General features: G+C 61.7%; 19 protein-coding genes. 2 read left to right on the top strand and 17 right to left on the bottom strand.

The features are described from left to right. The first annotated feature begins 2 nt into the window (after positions 1–2). A complete protein-coding gene (locus tag BME24068_RS07365) occupies positions 3–287 on the top strand; it encodes a SemiSWEET transporter (protein WP_096504752.1) in 285 nt (94 codons plus the stop codon). 58 nt (positions 288–345) lie between these two features. Here BME24068_RS07365 and BME24068_RS07360 read toward each other — a convergent pair whose 3' ends face one another. The 7 genes from BME24068_RS07360 to BME24068_RS07330 all read right to left on the bottom strand — a co-directional run bounded on the left by BME24068_RS07360 (position 346) and on the right by BME24068_RS07330 (position 6981). Further along, positions 346–1158, bottom strand: coding sequence for an SDR family oxidoreductase (locus tag BME24068_RS07360; RefSeq protein ID WP_096504754.1), 813 nt, complete (start codon positions 1156–1158; stop codon positions 346–348). 1 nt (position 1159) lies between these two features. After that, positions 1160–1702 (bottom strand): flavin reductase family protein, encoded by a 543-nt coding sequence (locus BME24068_RS07355; protein ID WP_096504756.1) that lies wholly within the window; start codon positions 1700–1702, stop codon positions 1160–1162. After that, complete coding sequence (locus tag BME24068_RS07350; RefSeq protein ID WP_174925619.1) at positions 1692–2957, bottom strand: styrene monooxygenase/indole monooxygenase family protein; 1266 nt, start codon at positions 2955–2957, stop codon at positions 1692–1694. The genes BME24068_RS07355 and BME24068_RS07350 overlap by 11 nt, the downstream gene beginning before the upstream one ends. Positions 2958–3230: 273 nt before the next feature. Next, positions 3231–4601: an MFS transporter gene (locus BME24068_RS07345; RefSeq protein ID WP_174925618.1), complete on the bottom strand. Its 1371-nt coding sequence runs from the start codon at positions 4599–4601 to the stop codon at positions 3231–3233. Between the two features lie 151 nt (positions 4602–4752). Continuing rightward, the gene (locus tag BME24068_RS07340) at positions 4753–5364 is read right to left on the bottom strand and encodes a pyridoxamine 5'-phosphate oxidase family protein (RefSeq protein WP_203368133.1); all 612 of its coding nucleotides are present in this window, start codon (positions 5362–5364) and stop codon (positions 4753–4755) included. 228 nt (positions 5365–5592) lie between these two features. Further along, positions 5593–6057, bottom strand: a complete 465-nt coding sequence (locus tag BME24068_RS07335) for a RidA family protein (RefSeq protein ID WP_174925617.1) — start codon at positions 6055–6057, stop codon at positions 5593–5595. Between the two features lie 135 nt (positions 6058–6192). Further along, a complete protein-coding gene (locus BME24068_RS07330; RefSeq protein ID WP_096504764.1) occupies positions 6193–6981 on the bottom strand; it encodes an AraC family transcriptional regulator in 789 nt (262 codons plus the stop codon). Between the two features lie 126 nt (positions 6982–7107). On the opposite strand from BME24068_RS07330, the gene BME24068_RS07325 reads away from it, so the two are divergent. Beyond that, positions 7108–7965, top strand: a complete 858-nt coding sequence (locus BME24068_RS07325) for an alpha/beta hydrolase (RefSeq protein WP_174925616.1) — start codon at positions 7108–7110, stop codon at positions 7963–7965. A 125-nt stretch (positions 7966–8090) separates the two neighbouring features. Here the strand turns inward: BME24068_RS07325 and BME24068_RS07320 are convergent, their stop codons facing one another. From BME24068_RS07320 to BME24068_RS07275, 10 genes are all read right to left on the bottom strand, one after another. Next, positions 8091–8222, bottom strand: a complete 132-nt coding sequence (locus tag BME24068_RS07320) for an MFS transporter small subunit (RefSeq protein ID WP_096504768.1) — start codon at positions 8220–8222, stop codon at positions 8091–8093. Between the two features lie 17 nt (positions 8223–8239). Then, on the bottom strand, positions 8240–9643 hold the full coding sequence (locus tag BME24068_RS07315) for an L-lactate MFS transporter (protein ID WP_096504770.1): 1404 nt from the start codon (positions 9641–9643) through the stop codon (positions 8240–8242). A gap of 506 nt (positions 9644–10149) precedes the next feature. Further along, a complete protein-coding gene (locus BME24068_RS07310; protein ID WP_174925615.1) occupies positions 10150–10653 on the bottom strand; it encodes a prolyl-tRNA synthetase associated domain-containing protein in 504 nt (167 codons plus the stop codon). 142 nt (positions 10654–10795) lie between these two features. Continuing rightward, positions 10796–11824: a GlxA family transcriptional regulator gene (locus BME24068_RS07305; protein ID WP_096504780.1), complete on the bottom strand. Its 1029-nt coding sequence runs from the start codon at positions 11822–11824 to the stop codon at positions 10796–10798. Positions 11825–11901: 77 nt separating this feature from the next. Beyond that, complete coding sequence (locus BME24068_RS07300; protein WP_174925614.1) at positions 11902–12690, bottom strand: NAD(P)-binding domain-containing protein; 789 nt, start codon at positions 12688–12690, stop codon at positions 11902–11904. 131 nt (positions 12691–12821) lie between these two features. Next, positions 12822–13856: a proline racemase family protein gene (locus BME24068_RS07295; RefSeq protein ID WP_096504784.1), complete on the bottom strand. Its 1035-nt coding sequence runs from the start codon at positions 13854–13856 to the stop codon at positions 12822–12824. 77 nt (positions 13857–13933) lie between these two features. After that, positions 13934–14767, bottom strand: coding sequence for a substrate-binding periplasmic protein (locus tag BME24068_RS07290; protein WP_203368131.1), 834 nt, complete (start codon positions 14765–14767; stop codon positions 13934–13936). Positions 14768–14822: 55 nt separating this feature from the next. Continuing rightward, positions 14823–15485, bottom strand: coding sequence for an amino acid ABC transporter permease (locus BME24068_RS07285; RefSeq protein WP_096504786.1), 663 nt, complete (start codon positions 15483–15485; stop codon positions 14823–14825). After that, positions 15482–16123 (bottom strand): amino acid ABC transporter permease, encoded by a 642-nt coding sequence (locus BME24068_RS07280; protein ID WP_174925613.1) that lies wholly within the window; start codon positions 16121–16123, stop codon positions 15482–15484. The genes BME24068_RS07285 and BME24068_RS07280 overlap by 4 nt, the downstream gene beginning before the upstream one ends. Then, complete coding sequence (locus BME24068_RS07275; RefSeq protein WP_174925612.1) at positions 16120–16938, bottom strand: amino acid ABC transporter ATP-binding protein; 819 nt, start codon at positions 16936–16938, stop codon at positions 16120–16122. The genes BME24068_RS07280 and BME24068_RS07275 overlap by 4 nt, the downstream gene beginning before the upstream one ends. Between the last annotated feature and the right edge of the window lie 516 nt (positions 16939–17454).

The following is a 17454-nucleotide window of genomic DNA, read 5'->3' as shown; positions in this document are numbered from 1 at the left end:
CCATGACCCTCACCGATGCCGTCGGCCTGGTCGCAGGAATACTGACGACCGTTTCGTTCGTACCTCAGGTCGTCAAGATCCGGCGTTCGCGCTCCGCGCGCGACATCTCCTACACGATGTACGCGTGCTTCATCGCCGGCGTCAGCCTGTGGCTGTACTACGGCATCGCGATCGGCGCATTGCCGGTCGCGCTGAACAATGCGGTCGTGCTGCTGCTCGCCGTCACGATCATCGTGCTGAAATACCGCGCGGAAGCACGGCCCGCAGCCCGCGAATCGGGAGATTGATATCGGAAAAGGAAGAAAGGGCGTCGGTCGCGATACCGCCGACCGACGCCCTTTCCGTTCAGATGGCCGGCGTCATCAGTTCGCCGATCGGCGACAAACCCTGCTCGGGGCCCATCGCCGAATAGCCGCCGTCGACGGCCAGATTCGCGCCGGTGATGAACGACGCCTTGTCGGAGACGAGGAACAGCACCGCGTCGGCAACCTCCTCCGGCTCTCCGATGCGGCCAAGCATGTGGAATTTCCGCGCGACCGCGTTGGTCCGGTGCTTGTCACCGCCCGATATCGCGTCGAGCACGCCAGACCACGTCCATCCCGGCGACACCGCATTCACGCGGATATTGTCGCGCGCCAGATCCAGCGCCTGGCTGCGCGTCAGTTGCAGGATCGCCGCCTTGCTGGCCGGATACAGCCAGCGGCCTGCCTGCGCCGCGGACGCGCTCGTCGAACCGAAGTTCACGACCGCACCGCCGCCCGCCTCGCACATGAACGGATGCGCAGCCTGCAACAGCAGGCACGCGCCGATCACGTTGACGTCGAACGCCGCATGCCACTGCGCGCGCGTCGACGACAGCGCATCGTCGACATACGCGCACGCGACATTGACCAGCATGTCGATCCGCCCGAACCGCGCATGCGTCGCGTGCACGCATCCACGAATGGCCGCATCGTCGGCGAGATCGGTCTCGATGAACGCCGCGCGCGCGCCCAGCGAATCGGCCAGCGCGCGACCACGCGCGACGTCGATGTCCGCCACGGCGACGTTCGCACCGGCGTTACCGAGTGCGCGCGCGACCGCCGCGCCGATCAATGTCGCGCCGCCCGTGACGATCGCGGTTTTTCCTTCGATGCCCCAGACTGTCGATGGATTCATGTCAGCGTTCCTGCCGGTTCGTGTCCAGTTCGCGCAACGCGCCCATGCAGAACACCAGCGGCACCTGCTCACGCCAGCGGAAACGATTGACGCGCCCGATGAAGATCGCGTGGTCGCCGCCCGCGTGCACGATCTCGTTCTCGCATTCGAACTGCGCGAGCGCGCCCGAGATCAGCGGCACGCCGCCCTGCCCGTCGACCGTATCGACGCCGGAAAAGCGATCGTCGATCGGCGTTGCGAAGCGTGTGCAGATCGCCTGCTGCGAGCCGGCCAGCACGTTGACCGCAAAGAAGCGGCAATGCTCGAACGCGCTCAGGCTCGGCGAGCGGCGCGCCAGACTCCACAGGATCAGCGGCGGATCGATCGATACCGACGAAAACGAGTTCGCGGTCAGGCCGATCCGGCGGCCGTCGCCGTCCACCGTCGTGACGACCGTCACGCCCGTCGCGAAGCAGCCGAGCGCGCGCCGGAAATCGCCTGGCGCCTGCGGAATCTCGTGATGATGGTGCCACGCGTGCTCGACGATGTCGTGGTCATGCCGCATCGCATGCCACCCGCTCCGCGACGAAGCGCTGCGCCTCGGGCAAATCGGCGATCCACGGCCAGAACTCGCGCGGGCGCTGGAAGCAGCGCACGAAGTCATCCGCCACCGCCCGCTGGGTCGACGCCGCGCGCAACACGTGCATCACCGCGTCGCCCGGCGGTTCGAGCAGCGCATTCGTGAAGGCCGTCGTATAGCGGGCCGACTCGTCCCAGAACGTGTCGAAGGTCTGCTGCATCCAGTCGGCGTCGAACGGTTCGCGACCGTGCACGTCGATCGCTTTCATCAGATGATCCGCCATCCGCGATGCATTGTTCGCCCCCTGACCGGCAATCGGATCGTTCAGGCACACCGTGTCGCCGACGCCCATCACGATGCGCCCGGATGCGAGGCGGCCGACCGGATGGCGCACGGTCGGCGTGAACGCGCCCTTGAGCCACGCGTTCGGATCGGTCAACTGCGCATCGTCGAGCAGGCTGGCGTCCTCCGGCGCGAAGTCGCGCAGCACGCCGCGGGCGATTTCGAGCAGTTCGTTGCCGTCCGTCGCGGCCTGGAAGCGATCCATGTCGCCACCCGGACGCGCTTCGAACAGAAAGCTCCGGCATTCGCCGACAGCATGCGAATAGAACGGCAGTGAGAAGAATTCGCCGACACCGAAAATGAAATTGAACCGCAGCGGCCGGAAGTCGGCCTTCGGCCACGGACGATCGCCGACGATCTGCGGCCCCTTGAGCAGCATCGCCGCAAGATTGCGTGGCGGCTTGTCGTGCGCGCTGCGTACGGCGTCGCGCGCGAACAGCGCATTGATCGCGCCCTTGCCGGACGCGATCAATGTCAGGTCGTTGGCGCCGGCGATATCGTCCAGCTCGTCGATATCGACTGCTCGAAACACGAGCGTGCCGCCGCGCCGTTCGAATTCCTGGGTCCAGCGCGCAAATTTCGTGCGCTGGTCGATCGCCTGCCCCGACCGGTCGTGCAACCGCCCCTTGACCGTCATCACGCTTGCGCCGGACGGTTCCCGAAAATCGACGAGCATCCCCTCGCCGGCAGGTGCGACGTCCTCCCAGAAATTCAGGCCGAGGCGGCGCTCCCAGTCCAGCGTTTCGTTGAACAGAAACGCGGTGCTCGGGATCTTGCCCGCCAGCAGCTGATCCGGCGTGCGGTCCGTATACACCGTGACCTCATGCCCGCGGTCGAGCAAACCGAATGCCAGATGAAACCCGGCCTGCCCGCCTCCTACGATTCCGATCTTTCTCACGTTTCACGCCTCCTGTTTGTTGGGGTTATGCGTAGCGTAGGAGGCTGAACAGGGTCGGTAAATTCGCTCGGCTACTTACGAACGTAGATGGAAGCACTTATGCGACGGCGCGGGGGGACAGTAGCCGTCCCGTTGTCTGGGTTGGCAGTTCTGGCACCGCGCCGGTCTCCCGGAGCGAACCGGCTCTGGCCCGGCAACCCTTTTTATCTCTCGGTCGTCGCTTTGCTGCGGCTGCTCGCCTGCGTTCGGCTCCGCTGCTTGCCGCTTGAGCGGCTAACCGGACACTTCTTCCAGCGTGCTCCCGCGAGTTTCGATCCCGAAGAACATCACGACCAGCGCAGCCACGACGAAGCAGGCCGCACCGAAGACGAACACGCCGTCGTACTTCCAGGCAGGAAGAATCAGACCGACTATCGTCGGTCCGGCCAGCGCGCCAATTCGTCCAGCGAACGAGGCGAAGCCGCAGCCGGAAGCCCTTGCTCTCGAAGGATACAACTCGGGCGTATAGGTATACAGGACAGCCCACATGCCGAAGGCGAAGAACTGCATCAGTGCGCCAACCGCCACCAGTACGGACTGTTGGAGACCGACGTGCGAAATGCGACCGAACGCGAAGATCATGACAGCGGCACCCACCAAGGTGATGACACAGGTTGTCTTGCGCCCCCATCGTTCAACCGCCCATGCCGCCCAGAGAAATCCGGGTACCCCGCCAAGCGAGATGTAGATCGTGAAAAGAACGGACCTCGTCACCGCGAGCCCGGATTGCTGAAGCAGTGCGCCAAGCCAGGTGTTCAATCCATAGAAACCGAGGAGTGCGAAGAACCAAAGCGAGCCGATCGTCAAGGTCCTTTGTCGATAACCCCGCGACCACAGCACCCTGATCCCCTGTTCGTTACGCGCTTCGGCCACCATCGGCAGTGCCTCGGGCAGTGCCGGCAAACCCAGACGCGACATCACCGAGCGCTCGATCCGGTCGACGATTTCGCCTGCTTCCGGATAACGCCCCCGCGATTCAAGCCAACGGGGCGACTCGGGAACATACCGCCGGACCACAAACAGAAATATTGCCGGGATCGCTTCGATCAGAAACAGGGTTCTCCAGCCGTATGCATCCAATACGAAGTACGAGAGCAAGCCGGCGGAGATGAATGCAAGCGGCCAGTTTCCGTCCATCATCGCGAGATAGCGGCCCCGGGATCTGGCCGGGATGAACTCGGACAGCAGCGTCTGGGCGAGCGGAAGCTCCATCCCCATTCCGATGCCGAGTACCAGCCGGAAGATGCCCAAGGACGTCGCATTCGTGGCGCTGGCGCAGAGCAAGCTGCCGATGCCCCACACGATCATACTGACCTGAAACACCGGTTTGCGTCCGAACCGGTCTGCGGCTGCGCCCGAGCACAATGCGCCTGCCGCCATCCCTGCAAAGCTCGCGCTGCCCAGCATGCCTGCCTCCGCGCTGCTCAGACCGAACTCGTTCTTGATGGAACCGAGCACAAACGTCATGGTGGCAAGGTCGACGTTGTCGAAGAAGAACGCCAGCGCGATGACTAAGAACAGCATGCGGTGGTAGCCACAAACGGGCAGCCGCTCCAGCCGGCTTGCCGCATTTGCGCCGCCCACTTCCAATCCGGTCATCTTCATACGTGTCTCCAGTTTCCTTGGGTCGATTGAAAAGTGTCGACACCGCCTTGACGGTGTCGACGCGCTCACTATCGAACTCCAAAAGACCCACGACTCACGTGAAGATGTCGCCGAGTATCGCGTCGACGCCAACTTGGAACGGGTTGTTCGGCTACTTGAAGCGATCCTTGTCGAATGCTTCGGATGGCAAACCGGAAACAGCCGCGCCTGCGGCGAACGGGTACCGGAGATAGGGCGCCCGGGGTTGGCCCGGCGGAGAATATTGACCGTCGGCAAGAATCCGCTTCTTGGCCGTCATCTCGTCGATCACACACCGGATCGCGACGATCTGGCTGGCCGCACCGTCCTCGATCGGGGTGTAGTCCTTCTCCGGCCGAAATTTGTCGAGTGCCTGGTTCTGGTGCTTGATCACGCCCTCCGTCAGATAGGTGGTATGCGCACGGCAGCGTGCGATGACGCTGTAATACTCCAGGCTGGTGTTTTGCCCTTTGGGCGCCTTGAGAAGTGCCACCGGGCGATCGATTTCGATAGTCAGGTGCGGATTGGCCTCAATCGCCCGGGCAAATTTTCCAAACCGCGAACAATGAATCAGTAGCGCGTCGCCGACGAAGGTAAAGCTTTGGGCCGTGATATACGGATAGGGCTCGTCGTGTACGGCGACGCGGCAGATTAGTTCGTCCTTCAGAAAATTTTCGATGGCGGGCCAGTCCGTCCATGCGAGATCGGTACGCCGCATCTCTGCGCGCAAGTAGGTGGGAATCATGTCAGTGTATGAGCGAAAAAGTGAATGAAATGTCCGGATACGACGGCGTTCATCCGGAGCCGATGCACGGAAGCCTGCCCGGATGAAATGCGCCCGACGGCGCCCGCATAAGCCGAGTGAATCCGCGGTGCGCATCGATCGCATGGATAGCGACGATACCGGCTTTTCCATCGTCGCCGTACGGCGGTCTGACCAATACGTCCGGCTATCCCGGACTCCCCTCCATGTTCATTCCTCCAGCGCGAACGCGGCCTCGACTTCGACCGGCGCATTGAAGGGAAGACTCGCCACGCCAATTGCAATTCTCGCGTGCGAGCCACGCTCGCCGAAGAGCTGCGTCACCAGCTCGGACGCGGCATTGATCACGGCCGGGGTATCGGCGAAACCGCTGGATGTCGAGACAAACCCGCCGAGTCGCAATACCTTCCTGATCCGGTTCAAATCCCCGTTCGTCGCGTGATGCGCCCAGGCCAGGATGTTGATCACGCAAAGCCGCGCCGCGTCTTGCGCGTCGGAAACCGACACTGAATCGGGCACGTTGCCGACGAAAATGGCCTTTCCGTCACGTACGGGCAACTGTCCCGAGACAATCAGTTGATTGCCATAGAGGACATAAGGACGAAAAGCAGCGGTGGGAATGGCGAGTGCCGGAAGGGTTATGCCGGCCTCGCGAACGCGATCGTAGATAGACATCACAGCTCCTGTGTTGGCCGCACATGCGGCATTCACGGTCACTATGAACAACTCGGGCATGGCTGGCGCTCGCGCCGGTGCCGGGATTCGTCGCGTTCACGCCAATCTGGCGACGGACGACAGGGTATCGCGTCCCTATTGGTCACCGTCCGTCGCACGGAAGTATTCCGTCGGACTGCTGCCCAGCGCCTTGCGGAACATTGCGCTGAACGCGCTTGGGCTATCGTAGCCGAGCTCCGCGGCGATCTCGGTAACGGGGCGGCCGTTGGCAAGCATTTGCACGGCAGCAAGCAAACGGGCCTGCTGCCTCCAGCGCGTGAAAGTCATGCCCGTTTCTTCGGGGAACAGCCTGATGATCGTACGCTCACTCGCGCCGGCTACCTTGCTCCACGACGCGACCGACGTCTCCTCGGCCGGATTTGCGATGATCCAGCGACATATGCGTGCGATACGAGCGTCGGTCGGCATCGGAAGATGAAGCGATTCGATTTGCAGTGGCTTGATTTCATCAAACAGCAATCCGACCACGCGTCCATCCCGCCCGCTTTCGTCGTAGTCGACCGGCATCTTGACGACGGCGGCAATCAACTCGCGCAGCAGCGGCGAGACCGAGACGACGCAACATGCGTTTGAAGCGAGTGGCGTGCGATCCGGGGCGAAGTAGAGCGTGCGCATTTCGATGCGTCCGACAGCCTGCATGCAATGGCGTACCTGAGGCGGCACCCAAACCGCGCGCTGCGGCGGGACGATCCACGATCCTCCCTCCGCGGTGACGAGGATGGACCCCGCATACGCATAGATCAACTGGCCGCGACGGTGTTCGTGATAGTCGATGAAGAATCTGTCTGGTAGATCTCGGGCCATCCCTCCCACCGCCCGCGCGATGAGTTGGTAGTCGTCCCGGTCTTCGCTCTTGCCGAACATGGCGTGTCCTCGATCGGTGTTGTCACTTGCGCGCGGGCAAGCCATAACCCGCGCCGGTAATTTACGGAGTGACGCGGACGCCCGAATGTTCGCTTGCTCCTTCAACGCACTTCGACGAGGTACAGAATGCCGGTTTACCGTTCGTTTGATCAACAGGAATTGGATCTGCAATACAACGTTCGCGCAGGAATTCCGGACCATCTGGACATTTTCGATCGCTGGTCGAGAACGAGCGCAGCGTTCCGCTGTCAGTATGCGGCAAATGAAAATGTTCGTTATGGTTCCGACGAAAAACAAACGCTGGATTTTTTTCCTGCGAAGGACAAAGGAGGTCCGGTCCTCATCTTCATCCACGGCGGCTATTGGCAATCCCTCGACAAGTCCGACTTCAGCACGGTGGCGTTGCCGTACCTGCTTGCGAACATCAACGTGGCCATCGTGAATTACCGACTCGCGCCGTCAGTGCGCATGGGCGATATCGTGCAGGACAACATCCAGGCGCTCGCATATCTTTACCGGAACGCGCGTGATCTCGGGTTCGACCGGGATTCCATTTATGTTTCGGGTAGCTCGGCGGGCGGCCATTTGACCGCAATCCTGGCCGGCACCGACTGGACGAGCCGCGATCTCCCCGAGGACGTCGTGAAAGGCGCCTGTGCACTCAGCGGCCTTTACGATCTGGAGCCCATTCGACTGTGCTATCTCAACGAGGCGGTCAGGCTCGATGAGCAAGAGGTGGCCGATTTCAGCCCGAAGTTCCATCTGCCATCGCCAACCCTGCCGTTCATCCTCAGCGTCGGCGGAGACGAATCCGACGAGTTTCATCGGTTGCAGGCCGAGTACCAGACACGCCTCAACAATCATGGCCTCGACGTACAAATCGTGCGCCAACACGACGGGCATCATTTCGATGCCGTTGATCGCCTCGGAGAGGTGGGGGGTGCGCTGTCGCAGGCCGTCATCGACATGATCCTCCGGCGTTGATCGCCATGGATCGCGATGCGGTCACGAAACGGTACGTTGCGTGGTCCGTATCCGGTCGCACCTGAGGCGCTCGCCAGCGCCAGCCTCTTCACGCGCGCCCCCGCCCGGGCGCGCGCCCCTCCCCATCACTCAAACAACTTCATCGCCGTCGTCAGCGTATTCACGACACCCCATGCAAGCGGAATCAGCACGTAGAGCCAGAACACCGCGAGCACCGCCTTGTTGGTCTGCTGACCGGAAGCAACCGTCTCGTTCATTTTTCGCGTCTCCTTGATTACTTGCCCGCGTCGAGCTGCGCGTCGGTCATATGATGGCGCTCGTTCACGCGCGTGACGAACAGGTTGCAGATGAAACCGACCACGAGCAGCGATGCCATGATGTGCACCGTCATCGTGTACGCATCGGCCTTCACGACGCCATGCGCGACTTCATACGCACGGATGTAGTTCACGAGCACGGGCCCCGCGATACCGGCCGCGGCCCACGCGGTCAGCAACCGCCCGTGAATACCGCCGACATAAGCAGTCCCGAACATGTCCGCGAGATACGCCGGCACCGTCGAAAACCCGCCGCCATACATCGACAGAATCAGACAGAACGTGAGCACGAACAGCGCGATCTGCCCGGACGACGCAAAGAGCGGCGCGCAGAAATACAGCACCGCACCGAACACGAAGAAGATGAAGTACGTATTCTTGCGTCCGACCCAGTCGGACGCCGACGCCCACACGAAACGCCCGCCCATGTTGAACAGCGACAGCAGCCCGACGAACCCCGCCGCGGCCGCGGCGCTCACCGCGCCCTTGAAGCTCTCCTGGATCATCACCGATGCCTGCCCGATGATGCCGATCCCGGCAGTCACGTTGAGGAACAGCACGAGCCAGATCAGGTAGAACTGCGGCGTCTTCAGCGCTTCGTCGATGTGCACGTGATTCGACGTGATCATCTTGTGCTTCGTCACCGCGGGCGGCGTCCAGCCCGCCGGTTTCCAGCCGGCCGGCGGCACGCGAATCGCGAGTGCGCCGATCGACATCGAGATGAAGTACGCGATGCCGAGCACGATGAACGTTTCGGCCACGCCGACACTCGTCGCGCTCTTGAAGTGATTCATCAGCGCGACCGACAGCGGCGCGGCGATCATCGCGCCGCCGCCGAAGCCCATGATCGCCATCCCGGTCGCCATCCCGCGACGATCGGGGAACCAGCGAATCAGCGTCGACACCGGCGACACATAGCCCAGCCCGAGCCCGATGCCGCCGACCACGCCGTAGCCGATGTACAGCAGCATGATCTGGTGGGTCTTCACGCCGAGCGCGGAAATCAGGAAACCGCCGCCGAAGCAACACGCGGCCGTAAACATCGTGCGGCGCGGACCGACGCGCTCGAGCCACTTGCCGGCGAACGCGGCGGACAAGCCGAGGAAGAAGATCGCGAGCGAGAAGATCCAGCCGAGCGTCGTCAGCGACCAGTCGTCAGGCGCGGATTCCGTGATGCCGATCACCTTCGTGAGCGGCGCGTTGAATACCGAGAACGCATAGGCCTGGCCGATACACAGATGCACGGCCAGCGCGGCGGGCGGCACCATCCATCGCGAAAAGCCGGGTTGCGCGATGGTGGCTTCCTTCGAGAAAAACGGCGCGGCGCCAGCGCGGGCGCCTGGATCGATAACGCTGCTCATCAGTGCTGTCTCCGTTGGGGATCGTGGGCGATCCGTTTTCTATATCGGCGTGTCGATCCGGGCGCTGTCGTTGCTTGTCTGGCGGGAGCACCGCCCTATATGCAACGCTTGATCATATTCAATCGCGCGTCAGGTCGATCCGCTGGCCGCTTTGGTATCGGCTCTGGAGAAATTAGTGCATGAGAAGCGCATATTCAATATGTTATTTTTTATCCTATACACGACGCGGCACGCGAAGCCACCGGTCCGGATCCGCCCGGAAACCCTGCCCGGTCCGCCCGGTGCCGATCAGAGCGCCGTCCGGGCGTACCGGGCAGAAAAGCAACCGTCGCGCAATCGCTACCGATTCGTTCCTCTAAATTACGCTCGGCTCTCGCCAGCGCGCACACCCGACCGACTTCAGCAAAGCGCCGCACACCCTGACGCGACTGCGAGCCATCCGTGTATTCCCCAGTCCGGATAAAACACGGAACGATGTGCCGCTCGCCCGTCGAATCCGCAAACCCTCAATCCGGCTGTCTTGCCGTGAGCGGCAACCAGTCTGCCGGATGATCGACACTCGCGAGAAAAGTGTCCAGCGCACTCCGGGTCAGCAACACGCTCGCGCTATTGTCGAGCGGATGAAACAGGAACGCGTCTTCGCTGGCCAGTTCCTTGTCGATGACGAGTCGCACCTGTCTGGCTTCGTCATTGACCAGCGCGAGCGGACTCAACGAGCCCGTTCGAATGCCCAGCAGTTCGAAGAGCCGGTCCGCCGAAACGAACGACAGCCGTTTGCTACCGAGCGTTTCCGAGAGTGCGACCAAATCGAGCGCCTTGGCCGCGGTCGTCACGACGAGGAAGTCATGCCCCTTCTTGTCCTGCAGCAGCAGGTTTTTGCAGCGCGCGCCCACCACGGAAAGGCTCAACAGCCCGGACTCCGCCATGTTGAGCACCGCGTCGTGCTCTTCGCACTCGAACGGTATCTTTCGTGCTTCAAGGAAACTCAGCACCTTGTTCTTTCCTGACATGGATGCGTCCACCTCCATCTTGATTCCGACACACGGCGGTGCGAAACAGCAGCGCTGCGAGGATGGCTCACGTCCGATCCGTCACGGCGCGCGACGCTCACCTGCCGTCGAGGGCTTTGCGGACATGAGACCAAACAGAACCTCAATGAACCCCGAGATCATTCCGGAGCTGTCTGAGTTTTGTGGGCGTCGCGCCATAAACCCGCTTGAACCATTGAATGAGATGCGAGCTGTCGGTGAAGCCGCACTCATAGGCGATCTGGCTGACGGAGCGGTTGCTGTTCAGCACCATCCAGCGGGCCGATTTCAACCGGATCTTGCGCCAGTAGTCGCCCGGCGAGGTACGCAGGTGCTTCCTGAACAGCCGTGTCAGCTCGCGCTCCGTCGTGCCCACGGCCTCCGCCACATCGCTGATGTGGCCGGGTTCCAGCAGCCTCTGATACATCAGTCCTACCGCGTTGGCGACCCGCCGGTCGGCGCAATGCAGGCCGATCTCCGATTCCTGCGTCACCGCACGCGCTTCTTCGAAGCCGCAGTCGGCCATCAGATAGTGAAGCGCTTTATGGGATCGGGTCTTGCCGCAATGCTGGTCGACCAAGAGCATCGCCAGATTGATTCCGGCCAAACCGCCCGGACAGGTGATGAAGCCGCCGTCTACGACGACGGGGGCGTCCGTCACCGGCGTCACGCTCGGAAAGTTGCTCTCCATCGTTTGCGCGAGCGAAAAATGGACGGCGCAACGTCTTCCGGACAGCAATCCCAGTTCGGCGAGAACGAACACCCCAGTACATAGCCCGACCACGGGCACGCCCATATCGACGGCAGTCGCAACGTATTTGTAAAGCGCGTCCGGTATCGGGGTTTCGCCGTGCAACGTCCCGCCGTGCACAACCACGTAGTCGAATTCTCGCGGGTCGGCGAACAGCTTCGTCGGCGTCATCGCGAAGCCGCAGCTCGCCTTGATCGGGGAATCGTCATGAGAGAGCAGTTCCCACGTGCAATAAAGCTGTCTGCTGAAGTCCGATTCGTCTGCGGACAATCGCAAGAATTCGACGAAGCACGAGAACGGCATAAGGGTGAAATCGGGCGTCGCCACGATTCCGACCCGGAGGGGTACGGCAATTTCGGGAGCCGGTTTGCTGGGCCGCAATTGCGAGTAGTCGCCGCGCATCGATATGTCCATTGAAGGTAGAGGCTACCAGGTGCCGCAACGGCAGACAGCACACCGGCATGCTTCCGATCGGTCGGCTAAGAATCGCACGACGGCTGATTCTGTGCCATCAGTTGCTCAAAAACCTTGTCGGCGGCAATGCCCCATCCGGTGTTGGCACCCAGGCTTTCCAACACGCTCAAACCCAGTTCGGTATAGGTGCCGGGCACCGCGATAGCCTCGCCGATCTGGCCTGCGGTCAGCGCCCTTTTATGCCGCGAGTATGCAACACAGTCCTCGATGCTGCTGAACACGAGCTGCCTTGCGATCTCCGACGGAAGCCCCTTTTTTTCGAACCAGCCCTGAAGCGCGTCGATCAGAAAGTAGAACCAGCCGTTCATGCATGCGGAGACCATGGCGAGTTCGAAGTCTCGCTCGGTCGTGAGACGCACCACGTTGCCTAACGATCCCAGCAGCGCTCCTGCCGCTGAATCGGAAGGATAGATTGCGACGGTCGAACGATTGATCTCGGACGCAACCGACAACATCGCCCTGCAACAGGCTCTGGGGCCGAATAGATGCGCGAGCGTTTCGACCGGGACACCGCCGACCACCGAAACCAAAGGCTGGCCGTCCTTCAATCTGACGGTGGTGGCGAGATCCCTCAACTGCGCCGGACGCACCCCGACGAGAACGACATCCGCGGCATCCGCTACCGCCTGATTGTCAGCCATCAGCCGGCAACCGAATTCTCGTGCAAGGCGCTCTGCCCGAGCGCGATTCCTTGGCGACAGCAGAATGTCGATATCGCTCGCGCCGCGACGTAATCCGCAGACCATTTTTTCGGTCAGGTCTCCGACACCCAGCACACCCAGTTTCACCGTCATGCTACCCCTCTCGATGTGAAAGAATCCGGTTTTCCGGTGCGGCGGCTTGTGAGCCTCGCATACGACATCGCACGTGCATCCGTGATTTCCGGGAAGGAGCCTCCGTGTAACCGGCCCCTTCCCCGTCGCGCTCACTTGATGTGAATGGCTTCCGCGCCCCATGCATCCTGCAACGCGAAACCGCGAGCGAAAGGATCGTCCGGATCCAGCGCCAGCTGGCTGATGCCGTAGGTCCAGCAGCGTCCACTGACGTTCGGCAGGACCGCAGGCTTGCCCGACACGACCGTCTCGCCTTTCAGTTCGACGGAAAATTCCGAGCCGATGATCGACCGCGTGATGAATTTTTCGCCTACGGCCAACTCGCCGCGCGCATGCAGCACCGACGTGATGGCAGAACTTCCGGTGCCGCACGGCGAGCGATCGACGCGCCCCGGCCAGAGCGTACAACACGTGCGGACCGACCCGTCGCTTTGCCGTTCGGCGAAAATCGCGTAGGCGATGTGGTCGATCGACGGCACCAACGGATGCCGAACCTTGAAACGCTCGTTCGCGGCGCGCTTGATCACCATGCCCGCTTTGACCAGTTGCTCCGTATATTGCGGCGTGATCTCGATGCCAAGCTGCTCGACGAAGACGACCGCGTAGAAGACACCGCCGAACGCGATGTCGAGCTTGACCTCGCCGTATTCATCAGTATGAACGACTTGATCCAGCGCCTCGACGAACGCCGGGATCATGTCGAGCGATACACGCTCGCACTTTCCGTCCCTGCATTCGGCCGTCGCCGTCACGATGCCGGCCGGTGCTTCGAGCCGCAACGTCGTGACAGGCTCCTGCATTTCGATCATGCCGGTTTCGAGAAGCGCCGTGGCGACACACATGGTGTTCGCGCCCGACATCGGATGCGCTTCGTCGGCTTGCAAGACGATGAAACCGGCATCGGCCGTGGGATCGCACGGCGGCACCATCAGGTTGACGGTTTGATTGACCGCCCCTCTTGGCTCGAGACAGACGAAGCGCCGAAGACTGTCGTTCTCTTTGTTGATGTAGTCCATCTTGGCCATCATCGTTTCGCCCGGGATATCGTACACACCCGACGTGATGACCTTCCCGACCTCGCCTTCGCAGTGCACATCGAGCAACTGAAGGGTTTTTTTCCAACGCATATCGACACCTTATCAATTAGATATCCGAATAAATTAGACGGCATTCTTCAACGGAAACGCCGTGCCCGACAAAGGGTTTATTCCATCAGCCTCGGTTCGCCGACGTCGCCCGCGGAAGGCGGCACGCCGTTCGTTTTCAGGATCTTCACCATTTCACCCGACTTGTGCAGCTCGTCGATGTCTGCCGACAGCGCCTTTCCTAGCGCGTCATTTCCCTTGGTATAGGGAAAGCCGGCCTGACTCGGCATGCGCGAAGCCGCGAGCTTCGGATCGGGCTTGACCACCTTGACCTGAAGCCCTTTGTAGCCGCCTTTTTTCTTGTCATATTCGACAACGGAATAGGCGTCGGTGCCGACGTCCAGGCGCCCCGCTTCCAGGTCCTGCGCCATCGCGACCGGATTGGGATAGACGGTCAGCGAACCGCCGAGCAGCTTCTGCAGATCGCCTGTCCAGAAGTAGCCCTGAACCGAGCCGACCCGCTTGCCTTGAAGCCCTGCCACGCTATCGATCCCGTCCTTGGAGATGAAGCCCACCTGTTCCACATAGATCGGGGCGCTCAAGCCCAGGACTTTCGCCCGGGCCGCGGTCCGTTGCCAGTCGCCCATTGCAACGTCCGCCTTGCCCGAGACGACGGACTGGATGACCGCCGAAGGATCGACCACGCTAAAGGACAGCTTGAGACATTCCTTCGCCGCGATCTTCTTCAGGATCTCGGCGTCAATCCCGCCGACGTCCTCTCCGGCCGGCACCGAGAACGGCGGATACGGGAAGGTTGCGACGGAAAGAACGCCCGGCACGATCGTGGAGAACTTGTGCGCGGGCGTGCACTGCTGCGCGAACGTCACATTCGACGTTGCCGACAGCGCGATACCCGCCGACAGCACTCTGACACAGAGCTTCATGAAAGCCATATTGCCTCCGATTTGAATTTACCGCGGAAAAAACAGATGTTGAAAAACGACAGAATCAATTCGAAGCATGACGCCCCAAGCGACGTTCGAGGATGGAAACGCAAATGGTGGCGGGTATGCAAATCGCCGCAAACAGCAAGGCAGCCAGAACAAGTACCGGCATGTACTGAAAAGTATCCGAGCCGATATTCGATGCCCGGCCAAATAATTCCGGGAGCGCAATGGTGTAGCACAACGAAGTCGCCTGAAGCATCATCACCGAGAACCCGAGTAGCGCCGGCAATGCCACGCGAAGGCCCTGTGGCGCGACGACGAAACGCAAGGCGTCGAAACTGCTCAGGCCGATCACCGCCGCGGCTTCTTTCTGCCCGTACGGAACCGCTTCGAAACCCGCCCGAATGATTTCGCTGGTGTATGCCCCCGTACACCATGCCAGCGCCACGACGGAAGCGAAAAACGATGTCAGCGCCATCCCGGTTTTCGGCAAACCGAAGTACATGAATTGAAGCAGTATCAATGCGGGAGCGCCTCGGCCGATCTCGACGAAACCGATCGCGACCGCCCTGACGATCTTGTTCGGTGACGGAACCATGACCGCCAGTACCGCGCCGAGCGGGATGCCGATAAGCAGGCTCAGCCCGGTAACCTGCAATGAAATGCCGTAACCGCCGAGCAGATCGGGAAGCCAGCTTTTCCATAGTTCGAGCAATTCGTTCATCTCGACACCTTCGATCGCATGTTCAAATCAATCCATCGGGATACCCATGCAATGGGTATGCTTATCAGGATGTATAGGAGTGCCGCCGATGCGTAAACGCTCAATCCCTGGAATGTCTGCTGTGAAATATGGTACGCACTGTAAGTAAGGTCTTTGACGCCGATGGTTGATGCGATAGCCGAATCCTTGAGCAGACCAATGAGATACGTCGCCAGGGACGGAAGCGCGATGCGCGTGAGTTGCGGAAAGATCACGTCGAGGAATTGCTGCATCCGGGTCAGGTTCAATACGCGACACGCCTCGAATTGACCAGGATGAATCGCGGTCAGCGCGCCGCGATAGATCTCCGCCATGTTCGCGCCGGTGACCACGCCGAGTCCGATCGTCGCGGCGGTAAACGGGCTCATCGTAATGAAGCCGCTACCGATGCCGAAGAAAACGAAGAACAGCCAGACGATCGGCGGCACCGATCGACAGGTCAGCACGATCGCAGTTGCGGCGAATCTGACCGCCGAGATCCGGGATCGCTTCATCGCGCACAGCGGCAAACCGATCAGCGCGCCCAGCAGGAAAGACGACGCAGTGATCGCCAGCGTCCACGGAATACCCTGGACGAGGAGCAGGGGCGTGATTGTCATGACCGCCCCCGCGCCGCGGAAAGAAAGCGGATCGCGCGCTCGTGCCGGGGGGCGCGCATGACCTGAGCGCTCGGCCCTTCTTCGACGACCTTGCCGTCCGTCATGAGCAGTACGCGGTTCGAGACTTCCTCGGCGAAGTGCATCTCGTGCGTCACGACCACCATCGTCATGCCCGACGAGGCCAGCTCTTTCATCACCGCAAGCACTTCGAGCCCGAGCTCCGGATCCAGCGCCGATGTCGGCTCGTCGAACAGCATGATCTCCGGCTCCAGTGCGAGCGCTCGCGCGATGGCGATGCGCTGCTGCTGCCCGCCCGAACAACGCACCGGAAACTGCGACGCCTTGTCGGCGAGCCCCACCCGGCCGAGCAGTTCGATGGAGCGCCTGTCCGCCTCCGCGCGGCTCCGCCCCATCGTGCGGACCTGGGCGAGACTGATGTTCTCGAGGACGGTCATATGCGGAAACAAGTTGAACGACTGGAACACCATCCCGATCCGGCGCCGCAACGCGACGAGCGCGCGTCGTGCCGGCGGCCTGCCCGCTTCGATCGTCACGTCGCCGATGGTGACGCGTCCCTCGGTCGGCGGCTCGAGTTGATTGATACAGCGAAGCAGCGTGCTTTTTCCCGAGCCGCTGGGCCCGATGATCGCAATCACTTCGCCCGCATACATCTCGAAGCTGACATCGGTCAGCACCCGGTGCGGTCCGAAGTTCTTGCCGACGTGCTCGACGCACAGAACGGGTTCTCCTTGTCGCGCGACCGTCGCGGCGCGGTCCGCGCTCACTTCGGCAACCGACGGGTAGGGGCTATTCATGTATAGATGTCTCCGGGATCGATCAGACGATCGAACAAGTTGAATCACTCGCTCCGCCGCTCATGCCCGCCGCGGCCCAAGGTTGAAGTTAGGTTAATGGCGTCAAAAACGAACCCGGTTGTATGTTTCGGACATTTTTTGCCCGGAAAAGGCGGATTCGAGTGAATCGCGGGTATACCCCGCGGCATGCAGCGGCTCGCCCCCTGATTCGCTTCGATGCGACGCGCCTCGAGCGCTCAGCCGGAACAGCCGGCGACGTGCGGATGCGTGTCGCGGTGCGGCGCGACCGGGGCGGGACGATGCAAGCCGGGTTGCATCGGAAGAGAAAGGGCCGGTTCACGGCGGCCGTCGGCTTCGCTTGCCGACGGGCGATCCGATGCCGGTTTTCCACGGAAGTACGGCCGAATCCGTTCGCCGTTTCGTACTGCCCGGGGCAGTGGTCAGTCCGACCTGGCTTTCAAGGGGTCGGCAACGCGACGATGCGATTGCACGCGGGCCGGCTCCGTCGTCTTCGCT

It is taken from the genome of Burkholderia anthina, from assembly GCF_902498995.1.
Lineage (GTDB): Bacteria > Pseudomonadota > Gammaproteobacteria > Burkholderiales > Burkholderiaceae > Burkholderia > Burkholderia anthina.
Note: the sequence above shows the minus strand (reverse complement) of the source record. Positions and strands in the feature narration are given on the sequence as shown.

Bases quoted from the DNA above. Each gene is read 5' to 3' on its own strand.
- BME24068_RS07290 (WP_203368131.1), bottom strand. From the start codon at position 14,767: ATGGCTTTCATGAAGCTCTGTGTCAGAGTGCTGTCGGCGGGTATCGCG.
- BME24068_RS07320 (WP_096504768.1), bottom strand. From the start codon at position 8,222: ATGAACGAGACGGTTGCTTCCGGTCAGCAGACCAACAAGGCGGTGCTC.
- BME24068_RS07325 (WP_174925616.1), top strand. From the start codon at position 7,108: ATGCCGGTTTACCGTTCGTTTGATCAACAGGAATTGGATCTGCAATAC.
- BME24068_RS07300 (WP_174925614.1), bottom strand. From the start codon at position 12,690: ATGACGGTGAAACTGGGTGTGCTGGGTGTCGGAGACCTGACCGAAAAA.
- BME24068_RS07360 (WP_096504754.1), bottom strand. From the start codon at position 1,158: ATGAATCCATCGACAGTCTGGGGCATCGAAGGAAAAACCGCGATCGTC.
- BME24068_RS07355 (WP_096504756.1), bottom strand. From the start codon at position 1,702: ATGCGGCATGACCACGACATCGTCGAGCACGCGTGGCACCATCATCAC.
- BME24068_RS07330 (WP_096504764.1), bottom strand. From the start codon at position 6,981: ATGTTCGGCAAGAGCGAAGACCGGGACGACTACCAACTCATCGCGCGG.
- BME24068_RS07315 (WP_096504770.1), bottom strand. From the start codon at position 9,643: ATGAGCAGCGTTATCGATCCAGGCGCCCGCGCTGGCGCCGCGCCGTTT.
- BME24068_RS07275 (WP_174925612.1), bottom strand. From the start codon at position 16,938: ATGAATAGCCCCTACCCGTCGGTTGCCGAAGTGAGCGCGGACCGCGCC.
- BME24068_RS07335 (WP_174925617.1), bottom strand. From the start codon at position 6,057: ATGTCTATCTACGATCGCGTTCGCGAGGCCGGCATAACCCTTCCGGCA.
- BME24068_RS07365 (WP_096504752.1), top strand. From the start codon at position 3: ATGACCCTCACCGATGCCGTCGGCCTGGTCGCAGGAATACTGACGACC.
- BME24068_RS07295 (WP_096504784.1), bottom strand. From the start codon at position 13,856: ATGCGTTGGAAAAAAACCCTTCAGTTGCTCGATGTGCACTGCGAAGGC.
- BME24068_RS07280 (WP_174925613.1), bottom strand. From the start codon at position 16,123: ATGACAATCACGCCCCTGCTCCTCGTCCAGGGTATTCCGTGGACGCTG.
- BME24068_RS07285 (WP_096504786.1), bottom strand. From the start codon at position 15,485: ATGAACGAATTGCTCGAACTATGGAAAAGCTGGCTTCCCGATCTGCTC.
- BME24068_RS07340 (WP_203368133.1), bottom strand. From the start codon at position 5,364: ATGATTCCCACCTACTTGCGCGCAGAGATGCGGCGTACCGATCTCGCA.
- BME24068_RS07310 (WP_174925615.1), bottom strand. From the start codon at position 10,653: ATGTCAGGAAAGAACAAGGTGCTGAGTTTCCTTGAAGCACGAAAGATA.
- BME24068_RS07345 (WP_174925618.1), bottom strand. From the start codon at position 4,601: ATGAAGATGACCGGATTGGAAGTGGGCGGCGCAAATGCGGCAAGCCGG.
- BME24068_RS07305 (WP_096504780.1), bottom strand. From the start codon at position 11,824: ATGCGCGGCGACTACTCGCAATTGCGGCCCAGCAAACCGGCTCCCGAA.